The organism is Pseudoalteromonas luteoviolacea CPMOR-1 (genome assembly GCF_001625685.1).
Lineage (GTDB): Bacteria > Pseudomonadota > Gammaproteobacteria > Enterobacterales > Alteromonadaceae > Pseudoalteromonas > Pseudoalteromonas luteoviolacea_K.
On the sequence record NZ_AUYC01000033.1, the window covers coordinates 13,334 to 33,983 of the forward strand.

Annotated in this window: 17 protein-coding genes; 5 read left to right on the forward strand and 12 right to left on the reverse strand. The window is 42.9% G+C overall.

The window, feature by feature from the left end; translation table 11 throughout:
- The first annotated feature begins 40 nt into the window (after positions 1–40).
- On the forward strand, positions 41–937 hold the full coding sequence (locus tag N473_RS14110) for a cation diffusion facilitator family transporter (RefSeq protein WP_269202347.1): 897 nt from the start codon (positions 41–43) through the stop codon (positions 935–937).
- On the opposite strand, the gene N473_RS14115 is transcribed toward N473_RS14110, so the two are convergent.
- The 3 genes from N473_RS14115 to N473_RS14125 are packed head-to-tail and all read right to left on the reverse strand — an operon-like array spanning position 892 to position 3,906.
- Positions 892–1,848: an alpha/beta fold hydrolase gene (locus N473_RS14115; RefSeq protein WP_063368477.1), complete on the reverse strand. Its 957-nt coding sequence runs from the start codon at positions 1,846–1,848 to the stop codon at positions 892–894. The genes N473_RS14110 and N473_RS14115 overlap by 46 nt on opposite strands.
- Positions 1,848–3,218, reverse strand: a complete 1,371-nt coding sequence (locus tag N473_RS14120; RefSeq protein WP_063368478.1) for an ATP-binding protein — start codon at positions 3,216–3,218, stop codon at positions 1,848–1,850. The genes N473_RS14115 and N473_RS14120 overlap by 1 nt, the downstream gene beginning before the upstream one ends.
- Before the next feature lies 1 nt (position 3,219).
- Positions 3,220–3,906 carry a response regulator gene (locus N473_RS14125; RefSeq protein ID WP_063368479.1) on the reverse strand — a complete coding sequence of 229 codons (687 nt, stop codon included), beginning with the start codon at positions 3,904–3,906 and terminating at the stop codon, positions 3,220–3,222.
- A gap of 332 nt (positions 3,907–4,238) precedes the next feature.
- Between N473_RS14125 and N473_RS14130 the strand changes: the two genes are divergently transcribed.
- On the forward strand, positions 4,239–4,727 hold the full coding sequence (locus tag N473_RS14130) for a Spy/CpxP family protein refolding chaperone (protein WP_063368480.1): 489 nt from the start codon (positions 4,239–4,241) through the stop codon (positions 4,725–4,727).
- Positions 4,728–4,773: 46 nt separating this feature from the next.
- Here the strand turns inward: N473_RS14130 and N473_RS14135 are convergent, their stop codons facing one another.
- The 6 genes from N473_RS14135 to xseB all read right to left on the reverse strand — a co-directional run bounded on the left by N473_RS14135 (position 4,774) and on the right by xseB (position 11,613).
- Positions 4,774–5,847, reverse strand: a complete 1,074-nt coding sequence (locus tag N473_RS14135) for a PAS domain-containing protein (protein ID WP_063368481.1) — start codon at positions 5,845–5,847, stop codon at positions 4,774–4,776.
- Between the two features lie 151 nt (positions 5,848–5,998).
- Positions 5,999–7,258, reverse strand: coding sequence for a hypothetical protein (locus tag N473_RS14140; protein WP_063368482.1), 1,260 nt, complete (start codon positions 7,256–7,258; stop codon positions 5,999–6,001).
- Positions 7,259–7,558: 300 nt separating this feature from the next.
- Positions 7,559–7,795: a helix-turn-helix transcriptional regulator gene (locus tag N473_RS14145; RefSeq protein WP_039608355.1), complete on the reverse strand. Its 237-nt coding sequence runs from the start codon at positions 7,793–7,795 to the stop codon at positions 7,559–7,561.
- A gap of 705 nt (positions 7,796–8,500) precedes the next feature.
- Positions 8,501–10,366: a 1-deoxy-D-xylulose-5-phosphate synthase gene (gene dxs / locus N473_RS14150; protein ID WP_063368483.1), complete on the reverse strand. Its 1,866-nt coding sequence runs from the start codon at positions 10,364–10,366 to the stop codon at positions 8,501–8,503.
- A 112-nt stretch (positions 10,367–10,478) separates the two neighbouring features.
- Positions 10,479–11,366 carry a (2E,6E)-farnesyl diphosphate synthase gene (ispA, locus tag N473_RS14155; RefSeq protein ID WP_063368484.1) on the reverse strand — a complete coding sequence of 296 codons (888 nt, stop codon included), beginning with the start codon at positions 11,364–11,366 and terminating at the stop codon, positions 10,479–10,481.
- Positions 11,367–11,370: 4 nt separating this feature from the next.
- Entirely contained in the window at positions 11,371–11,613 is a 243-nt protein-coding gene (gene xseB / locus N473_RS14160; protein WP_046356141.1) for an exodeoxyribonuclease VII small subunit, read from the reverse strand.
- Positions 11,614–11,858: 245 nt separating this feature from the next.
- On the opposite strand from xseB, the gene pomA reads away from it, so the two are divergent.
- The 3 genes from pomA to N473_RS14175 all read left to right on the forward strand — a co-directional run bounded on the left by pomA (position 11,859) and on the right by N473_RS14175 (position 14,274).
- The gene (pomA, locus tag N473_RS14165) at positions 11,859–12,626 is read left to right on the forward strand and encodes a flagellar motor protein PomA (protein WP_039608359.1); all 768 of its coding nucleotides are present in this window, start codon (positions 11,859–11,861) and stop codon (positions 12,624–12,626) included.
- Positions 12,627–12,629: 3 nt separating this feature from the next.
- Complete coding sequence (locus N473_RS14170; protein WP_039608360.1) at positions 12,630–13,565, forward strand: flagellar motor protein MotB; 936 nt, start codon at positions 12,630–12,632, stop codon at positions 13,563–13,565.
- 181 nt (positions 13,566–13,746) lie between these two features.
- Entirely contained in the window at positions 13,747–14,274 is a 528-nt protein-coding gene (locus N473_RS14175) for a hypothetical protein (protein ID WP_231099574.1), read from the forward strand.
- 28 nt (positions 14,275–14,302) lie between these two features.
- On the opposite strand, the gene N473_RS14180 is transcribed toward N473_RS14175, so the two are convergent.
- The 3 genes from N473_RS14180 to putA all read right to left on the reverse strand — a co-directional run bounded on the left by N473_RS14180 (position 14,303) and on the right by putA (position 20,571).
- A complete protein-coding gene (locus N473_RS14180; protein ID WP_063368485.1) occupies positions 14,303–15,178 on the reverse strand; it encodes a hypothetical protein in 876 nt (291 codons plus the stop codon).
- Between the two features lie 141 nt (positions 15,179–15,319).
- Complete coding sequence (locus tag N473_RS14185; protein WP_063368486.1) at positions 15,320–16,519, reverse strand: aromatic amino acid transport family protein; 1,200 nt, start codon at positions 16,517–16,519, stop codon at positions 15,320–15,322.
- 248 nt (positions 16,520–16,767) lie between these two features.
- Entirely contained in the window at positions 16,768–20,571 is a 3,804-nt protein-coding gene (gene putA / locus N473_RS14190; RefSeq protein WP_063368487.1) for a bifunctional proline dehydrogenase/L-glutamate gamma-semialdehyde dehydrogenase PutA, read from the reverse strand.
- Positions 20,572–20,650: the final 79 nt, after the last annotated feature.

The window sequence follows — 20,650 nt, forward strand, 5'->3', positions numbered from 1 at the left end:
ATGATGAGAGGGTGGTCGCCGGCGTTATTGAGGGGGAAGTGTGGCGCGAAATTATGACGCATTAGTTCGTTTTTCAAGTATTTTTACCATTATTATGGCTGGTGTGATGATTGCCGCGAAGGCGTGGGCTTGGCTCTCATCAGGCAGTGCAGCGATGCTGGGATCATTAACCGATTCAATGTTAGATGTGACCGCCTCGCTCATGAGCTTTTTTGTTCTAAGTTATGCGCTTCGCCCTGCTGATGATGACCATAGGTTTGGTCATGGAAAAGCGGAGGCTCTGGCAGGTCTTGGCCAAGCTGCGTTTATTTCTGGTTCGGCGTGTTTATTGGCTTTTCATGGTATTGAACGCTTGTTTAACCCAGTTGAAATCAATCAAGGTTTGCTGGGTGTTTGGGTGAGTGTATTTGCCATTATTTGCACTTTACTTGTGGTTGCAGTTCAACATCAAGTGGTAAAGCGCACACAGTCTTTGGCAATTAAAGCAGATTCTATGCATTACAAAGGCGATATCTTGCTTAACCTTGCGGTACTTATCGCTATGATGTTGAGTCACTACAATATTAGTTGGGCTGATCCTGTATTTGCTATCGGGGTTGCATTTTACCTACTTTATAATTGTTGGGGAATTGCTCGAGAAAGTGCGGATCACTTAATGGATAAAGAGTTACCAGAAGAAGAAAAAGCCGAAATTGTTGCCATTGCTACCTCACATGCAGCCGTATATGGTGTGCATAACTTAAGAACGCGCCAAGGCGGTAAAATTAAGTTTGTGCAACTTCACCTAGAGCTTGATGACGATATGCCCTTGATGGAGGCACATCAAATTGCGGATGAAGTGGTTGCGCGGATCCAAGCGAATAGTGAAGGAGAAATCGATGTGCTTGTGCATCAAGATCCGGTTTCGTTGAGTGTCACCGAGTCTGCAAATTCGTAGCACTGCATAAGCACTGCTCGTCTAATGGCATCTACTTCACAGAGCAGTTCGTGTTTCCCAGGGTAGCTTTTTACAGTACACAGTGAATATTGCGAGGCGAAGGCAAAGTGTGCTGGGCTATTGACGATACTATCATGCCTAGCACTGGCGATACTGATTGGAACAGCACTTTGCAGTGGATGCTTGTTGGTGGTTTCACTGAGCGCCGCATTTAACCAGCCAAAGCTCACACCGCCGAGTTGTAGTTCTGTGTGCTGTGCGTACAATTCTCTAAATGCGTGATATCGAGTGCTACACCCTGTGAGTTCATTATCTGCAAATGGTTTTGGCTGATAGGGTTGTTGACCAATGGCAAAACGTGTGGCTTTACCCAGTGTACAAGCTGCTTTTGCAACCCACTTTGCGAACCAAGTTGGGTAAGGAGATGTGTTGATTTCAAACATTGGTGCACTGAGGAATGCCCCTCTGGCGCTTGTTTCTGGCGTATGCGCAAGGTAATTATGTACGATGGCACCGCCCATAGAGTGCGCTAGAAACAGCCAGTTTTTAGTGTGTGGAGTAACTTGCTCTGCAATAATGAGACTCAATATTTCACGATATTGCGCAAAGTGGTCAATGTGTCCTATTTGATGATTTGCCAAGAGGCGATCAGAATAGCCTTGTCCTGGGTGATCAAAGGTCACAACACCAATATTATTTTTAGCCAACTCCCAAAGTAGTTCTTTATATTTATAAGCGCTTTCTATCCGACCGTTCACCAGTACCAATGTATATTTGGCGTATGTTGGGATATGGCGAAAATAAAATACGTTACCGAGTTGTGTGCTGATATGGCCTTTCGTACCTGCTTGCCAATGTTGCTCTATTTCTGGCTGGTTATCACTAAGGGATGCACTGTGACTATAAAACATTAAGGTTGCTGTAGTGGGATCGTTAAGGTCACATGAAGACCTTGCTGATTTTTAAATTCGATGTGACCATGATGCACTTTTATCGCGTGTTGTGCAATCGCCAAGCCGAGGCCAAACCCGCCAGCACTGTTATTTTGCGGTGTCCTTGATTGCGAGGCGCGATAAAATGGAATACACAGCTTATCGAGCATGTCATCACTGACACCAGGACCATCATCGGATACTGTGAGTACAAGTGCGTGCTCTGCTATGAGACTCGTGACTCTGACTTGGCTTTTGGCGTACTTGAGTGCATTTCGAATAATGTTTTCGATAGCTCTGCTGAGTAGGATCTCATCTCCATCAATAATGGCATCTGGCAATTCATTGGTACTTAAGGTCTTTTTTAGCTGTTGGCTTTCAAATTCGGCATCATTGATTACAGGTGCAAGCAAGTCAATAATCGATATAGGGTGTGGCGCGAGGTGATTGATACCAGACTCTAGCTTGGAGAGTTGTAAAATATCACTGAGCATATGTTCAAGTAGCTGAGACTCTTTTTCGATCCTCTGTAAGTAACTATCTAAATCACCACTGGCTTTGCTAGATGCGATGCCTGTGGCCATCTGTAAACGGGTAAGGGGAGATCGCAACTCATGAGAGATATCGGCAATTAGGCGTTTTTGGCTAAGTACTTGGGACTCTAATTGTGAGGCCATAGAATCAAAATCTTTTCCTAATTGTCCCAACTCGTCTTGGCGGTGGATATCTACGTTAGCCCGTGTATTGAGTTCTCCATGGGCAAGCTTTGCTGCCGCAGTTTGTAGCTGTTTAATGGGCTTAAGAAGCCCTCTAGCAAACCAGTAACTTAGGCACATACTGGCAAATAAAATGATGGCAAGTTTTAACCACTGTGGCATCAGTCTGACTTTAAGGAAGAGGTCGCCTTCACGGTTGTCTAAAATCATAAACAATTGGAAGTCGTCGCCGCGCATATGTATTTTTAACGGGCCATATGCGCGAAATTTGTCAGTATTGATGGCTTTAGGTTCGCCGTCCAAGGCAAAATTTAAAAGCGCCAAATCATAGTCATAGAGATCTGGGTGACTGACTAAGCTTTTTTCAGATTCGATATGCTTGAGATAGACCTTGGCGCGTTTGCCATGTCTACGATTTGAAATAATGTGTTCAATGGATTTGTCAGGTAAGCGCTCTGCATGGCGTTCAATTGATCTTTGCAAATGAAATAAGTTTTTGAGCATCGGCGGAGAGATGTCTTTCGTTGCCAATGTATCAGGCTGCAATAAGCTCACGCTGATCAAAAGAGATAAAGTGCACAAGACGGTTAACCAGAACCAAAAAAAGACTTTGATTGCTAAAAACTTCTTCATATTAAGCTGTTAGGAAAATATATCCTGATCCTCGCAATGTCTTGATAAACGTGTGCTCACTGTGTTGCGCCAATTTTTTTCTGACATTACTGACATGCATATCAACGGAACGATCATAAGCGACTAGAGGGCGCCCTAACACACTTTGGCATAGGGTTTGTTTACTGACGATTTCGCCCGCTGACTTCATCAGTTGATACAACACTTCATACTCTGTGCCTGTTAACGGGATTGTATGATTATGTAGACTGGCACTTCTCGATGCTATATCCAATACTAGACCATGGAACTCAATGCTCAGAGGCGTATTGTGTTGGGTCAAATGGGCGACTCTGCGCGTGATAGCCTTGATCCGTGCGAGTAATTCTCGGTGATTGAACGGCTTGGGAATATAGTCATCAGCGCCGAGTTCTAGTCCAAATATTCTGTCAAAGTCATCCCCTTTCGCAGTCAACATTATCACTGGGGTCATCTTTTCAAGCCGCAATGACTTTAATACTTCAAAGCCATCTTTTTGAGGCATCATCACGTCTAGCAAGATAACGCCATATTCATTTGTGAGTGCGCTATGTAAGCCTTGTTCACCGTCATGTTTGCATTCGACATCAAATTGTTCTGCTTCTAGGTATTCTGTCAGTAATTCGCAAAGTGACCGATCATCGTCGATGATGAGAATTGACGTGCTCATAGTGGCTTCTTTTTCAACTATCTCGTGAGGTTATTGTACTTAACTATAAGAGGCTTCGAATTGAATTTACACTTCTTTACGCTAAAAGACGTTCAATTCATGGTTGGCGTGGATCTCAATGCGTTTTCATCATTTCAATAATATTTGCACATTTTTGCGGAAAATAGAGTTCTGAGATGCGTTGTAATCACTTTTGACAAAACTTTACGTTAGCTTGACGTTGCTTTTCTTTAGGCTTGCTAAAGTTCACTCTGACATGAATACAAGGCGCGCTCAGTTAAAAGGAGTAAGAGCGACTTTTCGCATTAATACAATCAACCGGAGATACCTTGATGAATAAATTAGCCAGTTTTTTACTAGTAAGTTGTATCAGTGTTGGAGTGATCCCACACACGACATTCGCCAGTGAAGCAACAGCACATGAGCAAAAAGCAAAGCGTCATCACATGAAACCATTTGCTCATATAGAAAAGCGGTTATTGTCAGACAAGGCGATTCGTCATCTTGAATTGACACAAACGCAGCAAACAGAACTCAAAGCCGTGTTTGCCACTTATAAAGCGCAGTTAGAGGATTTAAAAGAGGCGTATCCTGCTAAACCTCGAGAGGCATTTAAGGCAATCATTGAAGCGGATACATTCGATAAAACGCAAGCACAGCTTTTGTTAGAAGAACGATCACCTAAAAAACAAGCCTTTATGCTAACAATGTTGGAAGCACGACATGCCATCCATCATATTCTCACTGATGAACAGCGTAGCAAAATTGCCAAGAGAAAACGTAAGCTGATGGCGAGAAAACATCATCAAAATGACAATTGATGAGTTATTTTGCGTGGGCTGACATAGTCTATTCAGCCCTTTTGTTTTACTTTAAAAAAAACAGCAACTGATTGCCTGCGGCGATGGTATTGTTTTCGCCTTCAAATATGTTGCCTGCATTTTTAGTGATGACGGCACCGTCTAACCACTCGTATACTTCCTTATTAAACGTCACGAGCATATCAACTGGGAATTCGTAACTCTCTTCTAATTCCTTTAATACATTGGCGACTTCATCGATGATCAAGGCGCCGTCGTTGAACTCAACACAAAAATAGAGATTGTTGGCAACTTCCTTAAAGCCGTTGGCGATGTTTTCAAGACGCTCTCTACTTTGTCCTTGTGATTGTAATAGCCCAAGTTCAACATCCACTTCTTGAATCGATTCAACTAATGAGGATATGTCTTCATCATCAATCGGATTTTCTTGCCAAAAATCGTCGGCGCTGAGCTCACCTTTATCGACTTTATTTCCTAAAGCCCCCATTTCATCGGGTGAGAAATCAAAAAAAGCATCTTCAAATAAATCGGCATTTTCATCATTTCTCAAGCCACCCGCATAGATTTTCTGGTTGTCTTTAAGTGAATCAAGCACCGCTTTGTTTTCATGTGATTTATCTTTTTGAGTAGTTGATAGATAAAAATCCTTAAAGTTTTCATTGCTTTTTTTAACTTGTTTGGCAAGGCGGTGAAAATTACTGAGGTCTTTTTGCATCGACATATAGTGGGTGACTTCACCTTGCTCGTTTTTAATTTCAGAGATATTCCACTCAACTGGGTACATGCTGCCATCTTTACGGTAGTTAATTGATGCACCGTAAAAAAAGCCATGCTCTTTTAACGCGGGCGTTAATTTTTCAATAATGCGTTTGTTGCTTTTCGGCCCCTGTAATATGCGTGGTGACATGCCAACAAGCTCTGCTAACTCATAACCTGTATGGCGGCAAAATACAGGATTGGCGTAGATGATCCGGTAGCCTGCACTGGCATCTGCATCAGTGATGACGATGGCATGGTGGGAATGCATTAGAACTTGCTTTAGTAGTTCAAGGGGAGAGCATTCATTGAGCATTTGGCTAAAAAACAGCATTTCTTCCATGTCTTTTGCTTGGCTTGGCATAATTCGGCCTATTATGTGGCGTATGTTTAGGTTTTAAGTATCGTCTGGAACAGTAAAAATGCCAAAAATTAGCCCGTATAAATGTCATGAGTAAGCCCCCTTAAGTATAAGGGGCTGCAAAGAAATAATGGGGAATGTGTTACGTTATAAGTTAGTTATCTAGCTTGCTCTTAAATCGCACGGGCGCATAGCTTTCTAACAACTCGGTCAGTTCTGTTTTAGTGGCGGTCTTTTTAAGGTAGGCATCGATAAACTTCAAACTGATTGAGTTGACAATATCAGTGACAAGATATGGGTCTATACTGCCTAGGTAAGGCCTATTACGGTCAAATGGAAAAACATAAGGGTAGTCTGAAAAGTCCCAGTGAAGCGCACCGTCAATTTGAAGCATATATGTATCGGCAATTTGTTGGTTGAATACGACGCTGTAATCGCCATTGAGTGGTAACTCGGAATGCATCATTAAATAAGGCTTTAATGATGGCATGGTGGGGGACAAATTAAAATGTAACCCATCGAAGTTGATTGCCCCTTTACATTGATATACCTGATGGCAAAAAGCCGCGACGGTTGGGCCACCAAAAGAGAGTCCAATGGCTGCTAATTGAGATAGGTCCAACTGACCTTTAAATGTTTTTAGATGCTCACCGGCGTAGTGCATGCCCCAGTATTGTCCATATTGAAGGCGTGTAAGTTGATCCAATGCGAAATGCATGTCCGCGACCCACAAATCTAAACCTTTGCGGTCGCCTTCAGTCCAACTCATTAACTGATATACACGTTCTACTTGCTCATCATTGAGATCTACGCCAGCCAAAGAATCAAGTTCCGCAACCAGTTCCTCAAAATTAACATCAGCTAATTCACTGATATAAAAGTCATTGGCGCGCGCATCTTGATCATAAGTGGCACTTTGCCCATCGCTCAAGGTAACAAACTGTGCATGATGTGGATGGCCCACGCTGACTGCGATATAGCCTTTTTTTGCCAGTGCTATCATAAGGATTTCTTTATCCTCTACCGTTGATTGGTAACCATGTGAGTACATGACAACGGGGAAAGGCGATGAGCTTTGCGCCAAAGGCGCGTTTTTACTTAATTCGAAGGGCAATGTTTTTAAATACTGGTGAAGCTGAATGTCATTGTCTGTGGGCATTGCAGTGGAGTAGGGGAATTGCTCTGTGTGAAAGTGAAGGTAGCTTGCAGAGGGGGAGGGCATGGTTGTTGGGTACCAAATCTTGATTAATATCTCTCGATAATCAGCGTGGTTGGGGGTGAGGTGCTCGGTACGGCTGTAATCGGTCGCTGTAAAATACGTGACACCGACAGCATATTCATCGGCACTGCTACTCATACTTATGAGCATGAAACTGATCACAGTCAGTATGTAGGCGGTTGTGTGTTTGAACATAGTAATTATCCTTATCATGTTGTGTCGAATTTATATTGATAAGAAATAGAGAAATAATGCAAGATGTGGGAATAAACCTGTTTATTAAATAAACATAAAGTTATGTTTTAATGAGAGTTTATAAACATGAAACTTTATCAACATTAGCCACAAGTGTAAAAACAGCGGGCAGATGAAGCGAGTCAAGGCAAGTTTCTGTAATTTTCAAATTTCTAATGGGATCAGAGTACTGGGAAAAGCGTCTGACATAGGTTCACGAATTGAAGTAAACCTATTGTCAGAGTGTGATGATGCTTTTGATTAAGAGCTTTGGTGGCCTCTTATTTTGGTTATTAGCTCGCTCAAATCAATAGAACAGAAAGCGCAAATCGCAAAAAATTGATTTAACTTAGGTTGGCCTACATCCCGTTCCCAATTTTCATATGTTTTACGACAAACACCCAAGTGTTTTGCCATGATTGCGGTTGTTACCCCTTTTTTCTTACGCAATGCTCTCAGATCATCACCTGTGATATACCTTGCAAAAAAATCTACCATTTCCTGTTCCTTTTAACATCTATTCCGTTACATATTTACAACACTTTAAAAAGACGACCCTGTATAACATGTATGATTGGTTATCTATCGTATTTATTTAGTAACAATTTAATGTTGTGCCCTAATTGTTTGTTATTCAGCCAACATATGCTGCGCTGTTAGATAATCTACATGTATTGATTAAATCTTCATTGATACACTGCCGAGTGTGGACAATCACAATACTAAGCTCGTATATATAATGTAATTTTCACAAACTTTTATCACATAAAATTAATACTGTCTATTGTTTATTCAACAATATGAAATGTTTCATAGGGTAAAAAGTTACTCCTATTTTCACAGCACGCTGAGTATTAAATTCCTCATAATTTCTTGCAACTTTTACTTATCGAAGGTAAATCAAGAAATTCATTTAAGCATGAATAGAGAGGTTGCTTGTCTCTATCGTTATGATTATATTTGACTTTTTAATGATTATTTTAATTTTTCAGGTGTTTTTAGAAGGAGCGTTATAAAATAAGTGGCATTTATGAGTGAACGTATAAAGGGAGCGGATACTTATTGCTGCGCGCAAATAAGACTGTTGCTAATTAAGCATTAATTGGGGGTGCTAAATCTAAGGTAGAAGTATTGGGGGTTGTAATTCCTGAACCGTATTGTAGGGTTATAAGCGTGGTTGCTTTGACAACCACGCTGGTAGATTTAGCTTGTCATCCAGCTGCTTGCAGCTGCTAGAATTCCATCGCTGTCTAATCCCATTTCTGCGTGCATCTGATCTTGTGTTCCATGCTTGATAAATTCATCTGGAATACCTAAATGTTTCACAGGACGGGCAATATTTTGCTGGGCAAAATATTCACTGACGGCACTACCCGCACCACCAGCAATTGCGTTGTCTTCTAATGTCACAAAGTGAGTGTGCGTCTGTGCAAGCGTCGTCAATAAAGACTCGTCGAGTGGTTTCACAAAGCGCATATCGACCAGTGTGGCATCTAATTTCTCAGCGACACTGCGTGCGTTATCTAATAACGTGCCAAAGTTTAATATGGCAAGTTTATTTCCTTCACGCAGCGTATTTGCTTTACCAATCGGTAACTGCGTCATTTCAGCAGCAGGTTCAACACTTCCAGCAGAGCCGCGTGGATAACGCACTGCCGCAGGTTGATTTAGTGTGTGACCAGTGTACAGCATTTGGCGACATTCATTGAGGTCGCTCGGTGCCATAATCACTAAGTTCGGAATACAGCGCATAAAGCTTAAATCATAAGCACCTTGGTGGGTTTCTCCATCCGCTCCGACGATCCCAGCCCTATCAATGGCAAATAGTACAGGTAAGTTCTGGATTGCGACATCGTGAATTAATTGGTCATAAGCGCGTTGCAAAAAGCTTGAATAAATCGCAACCACAGGGTTTAGGCCTTCACACGCAAAACCAGCCCCTAACGTCACTGCATGCTGTTCTGCGATAGCAACATCAAAATACTGGCTCGGATGTTCCTTAGAAAAGCGCACCATGCCAGAGCCTTCTCGCATCGCTGGTGTAATGGCCATTAGCTTAGGATCTTGTTCTGCCATATCGCATAGCCAATCACCAAATACTTTTGAGAAAGTAGGGGCGCTTGGCTTACTTTTTGGTAGCTTGTGAATACTGGGGTCAAACTTAGGAACGCCGTGATAACCGATGGGATCTGCTTCTGCTGGTTGATAACCTTTGCCCTTTTGAGTTTTGACATGCAGAAGTTGCGGGCCTTTTAAGTTACGCATATTGCGCAGTGTATCCACTAACATATCGACATCATGACCATCAATGGGGCCGATATAATTAAAGCCAAGCTCTTCAAAAAAGGTCCCAGGGATCACCATACCTTTGAGATGCTCTTCTACTTTACTGGCAAGCTCTTTTACAGGTGGTACACCTGAGAGTAGCTTTTTACCACCTTCACGAATATTGGTATAAAAACTACCAGAAAGAATGCGAGCAAAATGATTGTTTAGTGCGCCGACATTTTCTGAAATAGACATTTCATTGTCGTTTAAGATAACCAGCATATCTGATTTGACGTCACCGGCATGGTTCATCGCTTCGAAAGCCATACCTGCGGTCATCGCACCATCACCAATCACGGCCACAGTTTTGCGATTTTTCCCTTCTTTTTCGGCGGCAATTGCCATAGCTAATGCAGCAGATATTGATGTGCTCGAATGTCCCACACTAAAGGTGTCATACTCACTTTCTTCTCTAAACGGAAAAGGATGCAAGCCATCTTTTTGACGAATGGTGTGCATTTGCTCTTTTCGGCCCGTGAGTATTTTATGAGGGTAAGCTTGGTGGCCAACATCCCAAACAAGTCTATCTATAGGGGTGTTATATACGTAATGAAGTGCGACAGTAAGCTCAACGGTGCCTAAACCTGACGCTAAGTGACCACTGCTTTGAGAGACAGAATCTAATAAATAGTTTCTTAGCTCAGCACTAAAATCGTTCAACTTCTGCTGCGGCAACTGCCTAAGCTGCTGAGGCTGATCAACTAATGCCAATAATGGATACTTGCTACTATCAAGAGTCATATTATTCGTAATATCCTTAGCAAACCTTGCCCAATTATATACAAAGCTTGCCGATAGTTTTATAAATTTAAAGGGAACTTGTCATTAAATAGTCATGTGTTTCAGGCGATAATCAATGGTCCCGCGCAATAATGTACTTGGCAAGCTGTGCCAGCAAGCGAGTATCAGCGTCTATACTTTCTAACGCTGTAAGTGCTTGGTCTATCAGCATTTGTGCTTTCTCTTTTGCGCCTTGCATGCCAAGTAATGCTGGGTAAGTTGATTTATTATGTTCTAAATCAGAGCCTTGCGGTTTACCTAGGGTATTTGTATCGCCCTCAATATCAAGAATGTCGTCTTGAACTTGAAATGCCAATCCAATAGCTAAGCCAAAATCCTTTAATTGACTACGTGTTAAGTCTGTAATGTTTGGAGCGCATAGTGCGCCCAACTCGATTGCACAATTGAGCAAAGCGCCGGTTTTTAATCTGTGTATATGCTCGAGCGCTTGAATACTTGTTTGCTTATCTGTTGCGGCAATGTCTAAAGCTTGGCCACCTACCATGCCTTGCAAGCCAGACGCTTTTGCAAGTGACTTAATCATCGCAACTTGTTGGATGGCAGGAACTTTGAATTGATGAGACGCGAGAAACTCAAAGGCCAAGGTTTGTAAAGAGTCACCGGCTAAAATAGCTTGCGCTTCATCAAACGCAATATGGCAGGTTGGCTTACCGCGTCTGAGGTCGTCGTCATCCATTGCGGGTAAATCGTCGTGTACAAGCGAATAGCTATGAATACACTCAACAGCAGCTGCCGCAATATGTAAATCTTTTATATCTGCACCCAGCATTTCACCGGTCACATAGACCAAGAATGGGCGCAGACGCTTACCGCCATTGCTAATAGAGTATAATGCCGCCGCTTTTGCGGTCGGATCGGTATCTAAATCTTGTTCAAAGTAGGCGCTGATTGTTTGTTCGACATCGTGTTTAGCGATGCTTAGTCTTTGATGTAATTCCACGCAATCAATCTACCTGATCAGTAAACTCGCTTGGCGCGCTTGCTTCGTCATTGGCGAGTAAAATATTGACTTTCTGTTCTGCTTGTTGAAGCTTTTGATTAGACGCTTGAGCAAGTTTGACGCCTCGTTCAAATTGCTTTAACGATTGCTCTAATGTCAGTTCACCGTGTTCCATTTCTTGAACAATGGACTCCAGCTCATTGACAGCTTCTTCAAAGCTCATATTTTCAGGTTTTTTGACCGCCATATCTTTTTTTACTCTCAAGCAAAACTTTAGGAGGACAATTTTATTGGTTATAAAGAAAGAGGTCAAAGTATCTGATAGACTTTTTACGGTCTAATGTGGAGAAATTGCTCTGTTAGTTCGGGTTAATTCTCGCAATTTAAAGGCTTTTTAATATAATTGAATTAAGTTATTGGAAAACTTGCCGATAACTCAACGTATAAGAATAACTGCGTGATAGCTCGCGAATTAATGCCTTTGGAGGGTGTGTGGATTTAGCAACCGTTATAGGTATCATTGGTGCTATAGGCCTTATTGTCATGTCTATGGTACTAAGTAGTGATGGGCAACTTGCCATGTTTTACAATACACCGTCTGTTGTTATTGTATTCGGTGGCTCAATCTTCATTGTTTTGTCTAACTTCACCCTTGCCCAGTTTTTAGGCATAGGAAAGGTCGCGGGCAAAGCCTTCATGTTTAAAATTGAAACGCCTGAAGAGCTGATTGAAAAAGCGGTAGAGCTTGCTGACTCTGCACGTAAAGGCGGTTTTCTCGCGCTTGAAGAGGCTGAAATACCAAACCCTTTTATGAGAAAGGGAGTTGATATGTTAGTCGATGGCCACGATGCAGATGTGGTCAGGGCGACATTGCAAAAAGATATTGCGCTGACTGCTAACCGACATGAGCTTGGTGCAGGTTTGTTTAAGTCGCTGGCAGATATTGCACCAGCGATGGGCATGATTGGTACGCTGATTGGTCTTGTTGCGATGTTGTCAAACATGGATGATCCAAAAGCAATCGGTCCAGCAATGGCTGTTGCACTTCTAACGACGTTATATGGTGCCTTTTTAGCGAACGTTGTTGCCATTCCAATCCAAGTGAAGCTTGAACTCAGAAAAGATGAAGAAGAAAGAAATCAACGCCTTATTTTAGATGCCATTTTGGGTATTCAAGATGGTCAAAACCCAAAGGTGATTGAAGGTATTTTGAAAAACTACCTGCCAGAGTCTAAACGTGGTGATGGTGGTGAGGAGTAACTGATGTCAGACGAGAACGAATGTAAATGCCCGCCCCCTGGGTTACCTGCATGGATGGGGACATTTGCAGATCTGATGTCATTGCTGATGTGTTTCTTCGTTCTACTATTGGCGTTTTCTGAGATGGATGTTCTGAAGTTTAAGCAAATTGCAGGTTCAATGAAGTTTGCTTTTGGTGTACAGAATAAAATTGAAGTAAAAGACATCCCAAAGGGGACCAGTGTTATCGCCATGGAGTTTACTCCAGGTAAGCCAGAACCGACTCCGATTGAAACTATCCAACAGCAGACTGTGGAAATGACACAGCAAATGTTAGAATTCCAAGCTGGGGAAGAGAGCTCAGCCGGTGGTCGTCAAGAGCAACGTGGTAATAAGCGAGGCGGTGAATCAGCCAGTACAGCGCAAGAACAGTCAATGACCCAAGCCGTCTCGGCAGCTGATCAAGAACAGGTCAATGAGCTGGTAAAGAAAATTTCTCAACAGCTAGAAAAGCAAATTATGGATGGGGCAATTGAGCTAGAGTCTCTTGGCCAACAAATTATCATTCGCATCCAAGAAAATGGCTCATTTCCATCGGGCAGTGCTTTTTTACAGCCTAAGTTTAAACCGGTAATACATGATATTGCTGAGTTACTCAAAGATGTCCCTGGCGAGATCACTGTGTCAGGACATACAGATGATTTCCAAGTATCTAATGAACTGTATTTCAACAATTGGGATTTATCAGCGACCCGAGCGGTTGCGGTTGCCAGTGAGATGCAAACCGTTAGCGGCTTTGATAAAAATAGAATGGTCGTAGTGGGCCATGCAGATACTAGGCCCTTAGTACCAAATGCTAACGACACAGATAGAAAACGAAATCGGCGTGTTGAAATCTCTATTTTACAAGGTAAAGCGAAAGAGTCTGATCCTATTGAAGTTAGAAGGGAAAATAACTAGAAAAGATTGCGTCGAGCAGCGTTTTGGGCTAACGTACTAAAGCTTTTAGTTTTTTATTATAAGGGAGTTTTTTATGTCTAAATTATATAAATTTGCCGATATGCCTGGTGGTAATGGAACTGGCAGCGATGGTGGTAATGGTGAAGAAAAATAACTTTTTCGCCTGATTAAGTGAGCTAACGTGTTCAAAAGCGATCTAGTTACTTATTTGAACAGTGATGAGTTTCATAATACATTTATCACTGTTCTTGATGACTCTCTAACACTGCTTGCCTTTGTTGCATGCTGTATCTTTATTGTTATTAAGGATAAAGCTGCATTCCGCTATTCTTTTCTCTGTCTTGTTTTTTATGTCGTCGGGAACTTTACATACGGGCCCATATTGTCGTTTGATAGCGGCATTGTTTATCGGTATATCTTTTGGGCGCTGAATGATATTGTATTCATTGCCATCGTTGCTTACTGGGCTTTAAAAGACAAGATGTATATGTGGCAAAGTATCATGGTGCAATTAGTCGTTTTACCGGCACCAGTATTACAGCTTTTCCGTCTGGTCGATAGACATCTTATGGACCTGAGTTACTCAACGTATTTATATAAATCAGTATTACCCATTGTAAATACAGTGACAATTGTTCTTTGTTTTGCTCCATTAATTTGGCACTTTAGCCAGAAAATCAAATGGAAAAATGGCTCATTGAATCATTAAAGAATGAGCCTTTTCGTTTGTTAGCTGGTTAGAGTTTAATACCAGTTAATGTTAGCTCGGCATCCTGTGCGTTAAACTGCAATCCACCCCAAATTTCAACAATGAATTTATTACCTGACTGATCTGGCAATATTGCTTTGGTCTGCTCAAATGTACACTGCTCCAGTCCGGTCAGTTGGCTAATTCCTACAGATAAGCAATGCAACTCAGTGTCTAACCCTACCTGGACTTCTTCGCAATAAGCCTGATCAAGTTGCTGTTGTGCACTCATCACAACGGGCTGCATTTTTAACGTTAAATCGAAAGTTGATTTATTGCATGCCAAAGTGATTGTGCTTGTATTTGTACTGTCTTCACCGAATGTAATGAGGTTATTATTTTGATCTCGGTAATGGATAGTAAAATTAACCGAGTCGATGGGTTGGCTGAGCGTCTCTGGGCGCCCTTTGTTACGCCAATCTTTTAGAGAGCTTACCTCTGGTAGTGCTGTTTTAAAGATAAGCTCTGGAGAATAATAAACTAATTCGCCTTGTTTAAAAGAAGCGTTACTGTCCCCTTGCCAAGCTTGTGCGCTGCCAGAGCCAAAGATATTAGCAGCTAATACACACTGGGAAACATCGGATGAAATGGTATGTGTCGCACCTAGTGAGTTTTTATCGGCATAGACTCTAAACTCAGGTTTAGACTGCAAAGCATCGCTACTTGATTGCCAAAATACGCTGTTAAATTCGAGTTTGTTGATTGAGCGTTCAGCAGAAAATTCTGTTCCACAATCTTGTGATGTGCTTGCGCTGGTGGGGGGATTATCTTGCGCAGTATTATTCTTTTTCAGTGGCGTACCATTCTCACTGCCACACGCACTCAACAGCAGTAAAGGCACAACTGCCAATGTAACCTTGTTCATAATTAACTCCTTGGTAAGTGAGCTAATTATATTCATAAGTCGATTTTGAAAGCGACAAATGAATTGTAAAAAGTAGTAGTGATGAAATGTGATGATGCCCTAGCGTATGCAACGTGCTTGATCTAGGGCATATGCGTGGTGTTAACCGAGTGAAGGGATCAGGCCAAACATTTGAAGACCCTGTGCAGAGATGATAAGCACACCACATAAACCAGCGCAAAGGAGACCAAAGTTGCCACCTTGTACCTGATAGCCTGAATGTTGATTCTTTCGCTGTTGCCAAACCATAGCGACAGGTAAAAATACTGCTAATACAACCAACGCAATGGCAGCATAGCCGAGTGCCATAATAAACCCTTGAGGGTAAAATATGGCAAAACCCAGAGGCGGTGTAAACGTGATTAAAGCGGTTTTTACTCTATCTCGTCCAGAGCCTTGTTGTTTGAAGGCATCAGCAAAAAAGTCAAATAAGCCAAGACTCACGCCTAAAAAAGAAGTTGCAAGCGCAAGATCTGCAAAAATGGTGACAAAGGTGTGTACTTGACTGCTATGTGCGATATTGGAAATAGCGTTGACAAACCCTGGTAAACCGGCGCTTTGTACTAAGGCCTCTTGTGCCATAACGCCTTGGCTTAATAATTGCCAAAAGATGTATATGACCAATGGTAAAGAAGCACCAGCTATCATCACACGGCGTAATGTTTTGATGTCCAAGCCTACGTACTTGACGATAGAGGGAATGGAGCCGTGAAACCCAAATGAAGTAAAAATAACAGGAATAGCCGATAAGATAAGGCCTTGCTCCATTGGCATGTTCAATAAGTGTTGGCCATGTACATAAGGCGTCAGTACGAAGAATAAACTAGCAAGTACAATAATTTTAATAGTAAACAGGACGCGGTTGAGTTTGTCGACTGTGCTCGTGCCGAGTGCGACAATGGTGGCGACTGTGAGCGCTAAAACCACAGAACCGACTTGTGGTGCGATATCCATACCCGTTGCGGCAGAGAGCTTCTCTTGTAGTTGAGCACCACCACCGGCAATATAGGCAGCACATAACGCATAAAATAGAAATATCATCGAAAAATTTGCGATGTATTGACCTTTTTTACCCAAGATCTGTTTTGCTAATGTATTGAGTGTGGCTTCTTTATTTGCGAATTGGTGTACTTCGAGCATAAGCAGGGCGGTGTAGGTCATGAGCAACCAAGTTGCAATGATCAAAATGAGTGATGTTGAAAACCCAAGTCCTGCCGATGCGATAGGCAATGCTAGCATCCCTGCGCCAATCGTTGTACCAGCCACGATGAGCATGCTGCCTAGCGTTTTATTATTAAGCACAAATTGCCCCTATATTTGTGAGAGAAACAGGCACAATATACCGCTCTGCTAAAAATTGAAATAGTTTTGCTGCAAATCAAAGTGAAAGTTTGTAATTTATGTCTTACAAAGGTTAATTTTGTTTACGGATAATGCAATAAGCTTGTTTCAGAAAGTGTCAATTATCATCAAGTTGACCTTGATAAGTCGCAGAACATAAAAAAGCCAGCATACGCTGGCTTCTCAATATATCGTTTTAGATGCGTTAATTATGCATCATCTTCAACTAATGTCATCAGTGACGTATTGCCACCAGATGCGGTTGTATCGATACTGATTGTTTTTTCGGTAACTAAGCGACCTAGTAACGTATCGTAGTACTCAGCGCTGATCACTGGCAAGATAGCGCCACTGCGTGCAGCAAGCTGTGTACTGACATAGCCTTTACGCTCACAGCCATTACCAACCACGGCACCTGCTAGGTGCTCATGGGCTAAGATTGCAGGTAGTTGATTTAGCTTAGCAACTTGCAGTACGCCTTCAGCAATGCCACTGCTTAGTAGCTTGTCTCTAAACGCAATCGCTTCTTCATGGAACAAGTCAGAAACAACCGTAATAACCGTGTTACCAGCTGCCAGTGCCGTGATCACAGAGAGTACCCAGAAGTTGAAAGAGGTGTCTTTATCTGCGTAACACACGACACAACCACGGGATTCATAGCGCAATGTATTTGACTCACCCGTTGGTCCTGGCAGTTCAATCACAGTATCTAAACGCTTTTCAACACGGATAAGTTGCTCACGCGCATCCGCTAATGTTTTGTTTAAATCATCAGCAAGCTGATCTAGGATCTCCACTTTAGCCAGTTTAGCCAGTAGCTGACGTACCGCTGAAACACGGTCGTTTAATGGCATTGCACGCCAAGCTTTCTCATCACGCTTAGATAGCGACATCATGCGTGATACTTGTTCTTGTGCACCTTGGTAAGCTGTGATCTCCTCGTTATCTACTTTAACGTTAGTTGTTTGGATGTTTTGCTCTGCTTGGTTCTCTTTGACCAAACGGGCAATGTAGTTTGGACCACCTGCCTTTGGACCTGTACCAGATAGACCACGACCACCGAACGGCTGCACACCGACTACGGCACCGATCATGTTACGGTTGACGTAGATGTTACCGGCACGAGATAGCTTAGCAAGATATTCTGCTCGCTCTTCGATACGTGTGTGGATACCCATGGTTAGACCAAAGCCAGTGCTGTTGACTTGGTCAATCACATTATCGATATCACTGCCTTTAAAGCGGATCACGTGTACACATGGACCGAATACTTCTTTTTTCAGCACTGACAAGTCGCTGATCTCGTATAAGCGTGGCGCAAAGAAGAAGTGACCATTATCACCCATATCTGGTAGTGAACACTCATAATGAAGTGTTGCATTACCTTTTAGGTATTCAACGTGCTCATTGAGTGCGTTCAACGCTTTCTGGTCAATCACTGGGCCCACATCAGTAGACAGGTGTGCAGGGTTGCCAATATGAAGCTCTTGCATTGCACCTTTGATCATGTTGATCACTTTGTCTGCGATCTCTTCTTGTACAAACAGTACTCGTAGTGCAGAACAGCGCTGACCAGCACTTTGGAAACCTGAAGAGATAACGTCATCAACAACCTGCTCGGGCAGTGCTGTTGAGTCAACGATCATACAGTTTTGACCACCCGTTTCTGCGATCAGTGGAACTTGATCGCCACCGCGCTCAGCCAATGTTTGTGAAATACGTGTGCCCGTTTCAGTAGAACCTGTGAACATGACTGTTTGGATACGTGTATCAGGAACGATGTGCTTACCAACTTCACTACCGCGAGCAATAACAGGCTGTACGATACCTTTTGGTAATCCGACTTCTTCCATTAGCTCAATGGTGCGAAGCGCAACTAGTGATGTTTGCTCAGCAGGTTTTGCGATAACAGTGTTACCAGTAACGATAGCAGCAGCAACCTGACCTAGGAAGATTGCCAGTGGGAAGTTCCAAGGGCTGATACATAAGATCACACCGCGTGGGCTAAAGCGCTCATCCAGTGCAAGCTCTTCTGCTTTTGCTGCGTAGTAACGACAGAAATCAACTGCTTCACGGACTTCATCGATGCCATCTTGGGTGATTTTACCCGCTTCTTTGATACACATCGCAATAAGTTCGTCACGATGACGCTCAAGTGCATCACCCGTACGGCGCAGAATTTCAGCACGCTCGCTCACTGGTGTTTGTGACCAAGTGGCAAAAGCGGCTTCTGCGCTAGCAACAAGTTGTTGCATCTCTTGTGCGTCTTGGTGACGGATAGAGCCAACAACTTCGCTGTGGTTTGCTGGGTTCAATACTGCTTCGTGGCCTTCAGGTACATCCGCTGCAGTGATCAGGTTATCATCAACCCACTGTTGTAAGTTGTTACGCATTGGCGTGATGTGGTTGATATTGGTTAAATCTAGCCCTTTAGAGTTGTTGCGCTCTTCGCCATATAGGTCGATAGGCATTGTGATCTGCATGTTGCGCTTGTGCTTAACACGTTGGATCTTTTCAACCGGATCTTCAAGTAGTGACTCAACAGGCATAGACTCATCAACTATCGCGTTTACGAATGACGAGTTTGCGCCGTTTTCAAGTAAACGACGAACAAGGTAAGCAAGTAAGTCTTCATGCTGACCAACAGGTGCGTATACGCGACACTGTACTTTATCTTCTGTTACTACCTGGTTGTACAGTGAGTCACCCATGCCGTGTAGACACTGGAACTCAAAGTTATTGAATTCGCCATTGGCAAGTTCAAGGATAGTCGCCGCAGAATAAGCGTTGTGCGTTGCAAACTGAGGGAAGATCACATCGCGTGCATTCATTAGTTTGATAGCACATGCTTTATATGAAACATCAGTCGTTGCTTTACGTGTAAATACAGGGAAGTCTTCAAGACCATCAGTTTGCGTCAGCTTAACTTCAGTATCCCAGTAAGCCCCTTTTACAAGACGAACCATCATCTTGCGACCAACACGACGACATAGCGCTTCAAGCCAGTCAATCACCCAAATAGCACGTTTTTGGTATGCTTGTACTGCAAGACCAAAGCCATTCCAGTTACCTAGTGCATCATCAGAGAACACCGCTTCAATGATATCGAGTGAGATATCTAAACGGTCAGCTTCTTCCGCATCTACTGTGAAGTTAATGTCATACTGCTTTGCTGCAAGTGCCAGTTCTTTAAGCTTAGGTACAAGCTCTGCAATCACACGGTCGCGGTGCGTAAATTCATAACGTGGGTGGATAGCAGATAGTTTTACAGATATGCCCGGGCTCTTAATTGGACCACGGCCATTAGCTGCTTTACCAATCACGTGGATAGCCGTCATGTAGCTGTTGAAGTAACGCTCGGCGTCAGCCATGGTGCGTGCGCCTTCACCTAGCATGTCGTATGAGTATGCGTAGCCTGTGGCTTCCTTTTCTTTGGCACGCTCAAGCGCCGCTTCAATCGTGGTGCCCATAACAAACTGCTGGCCCATGATCTTCATTGCATATTGCACTGATTTACGAATAGCAGGCTCACCAATGCGGCCCATAGTGCGCTTTAATAAACCAAATTGCTCTTCTTTATTCTTATCAGCATAGTTAACCATTTTACCGGTTAATAGTAGGCCCCAGCTTGACGCATTGACGAATAGTGAATCACTATTGCCTAAGTGCGAGCTCCAGTCACCTTTGCTAAGCTTATCGCGAATTAACATGTCTTGCGTTTGTGCATCCGGCACACGTAACAGTGCCTCTGCCAAACACATGAGTACAACACCTTCTTCGGAAGACAGTGAGTACTCTTCTAGTAATGCGTCTACACCGCCTTGACCGTGCTGGTCTTTACGGATATTTAGTACCATTTGACGAGCACGTTCCCATGCACGAGTACGGGCAGAAACACCGACCTCAGCCAATGGTAAAATGTGATCGATAACAGTTTCTTCATCAATGCGGTAGAAGTCACGGATCTTTTGACGGATCGGACACTGGGTTGTTAAGTCGCCTTGAAATAGCATAGGTTAAACCCTCTATTGAAAACCTAAATACTACAGAAAGCATAGCCAAAGGCTGGAATTGCTTTCTTGCCTCATTATT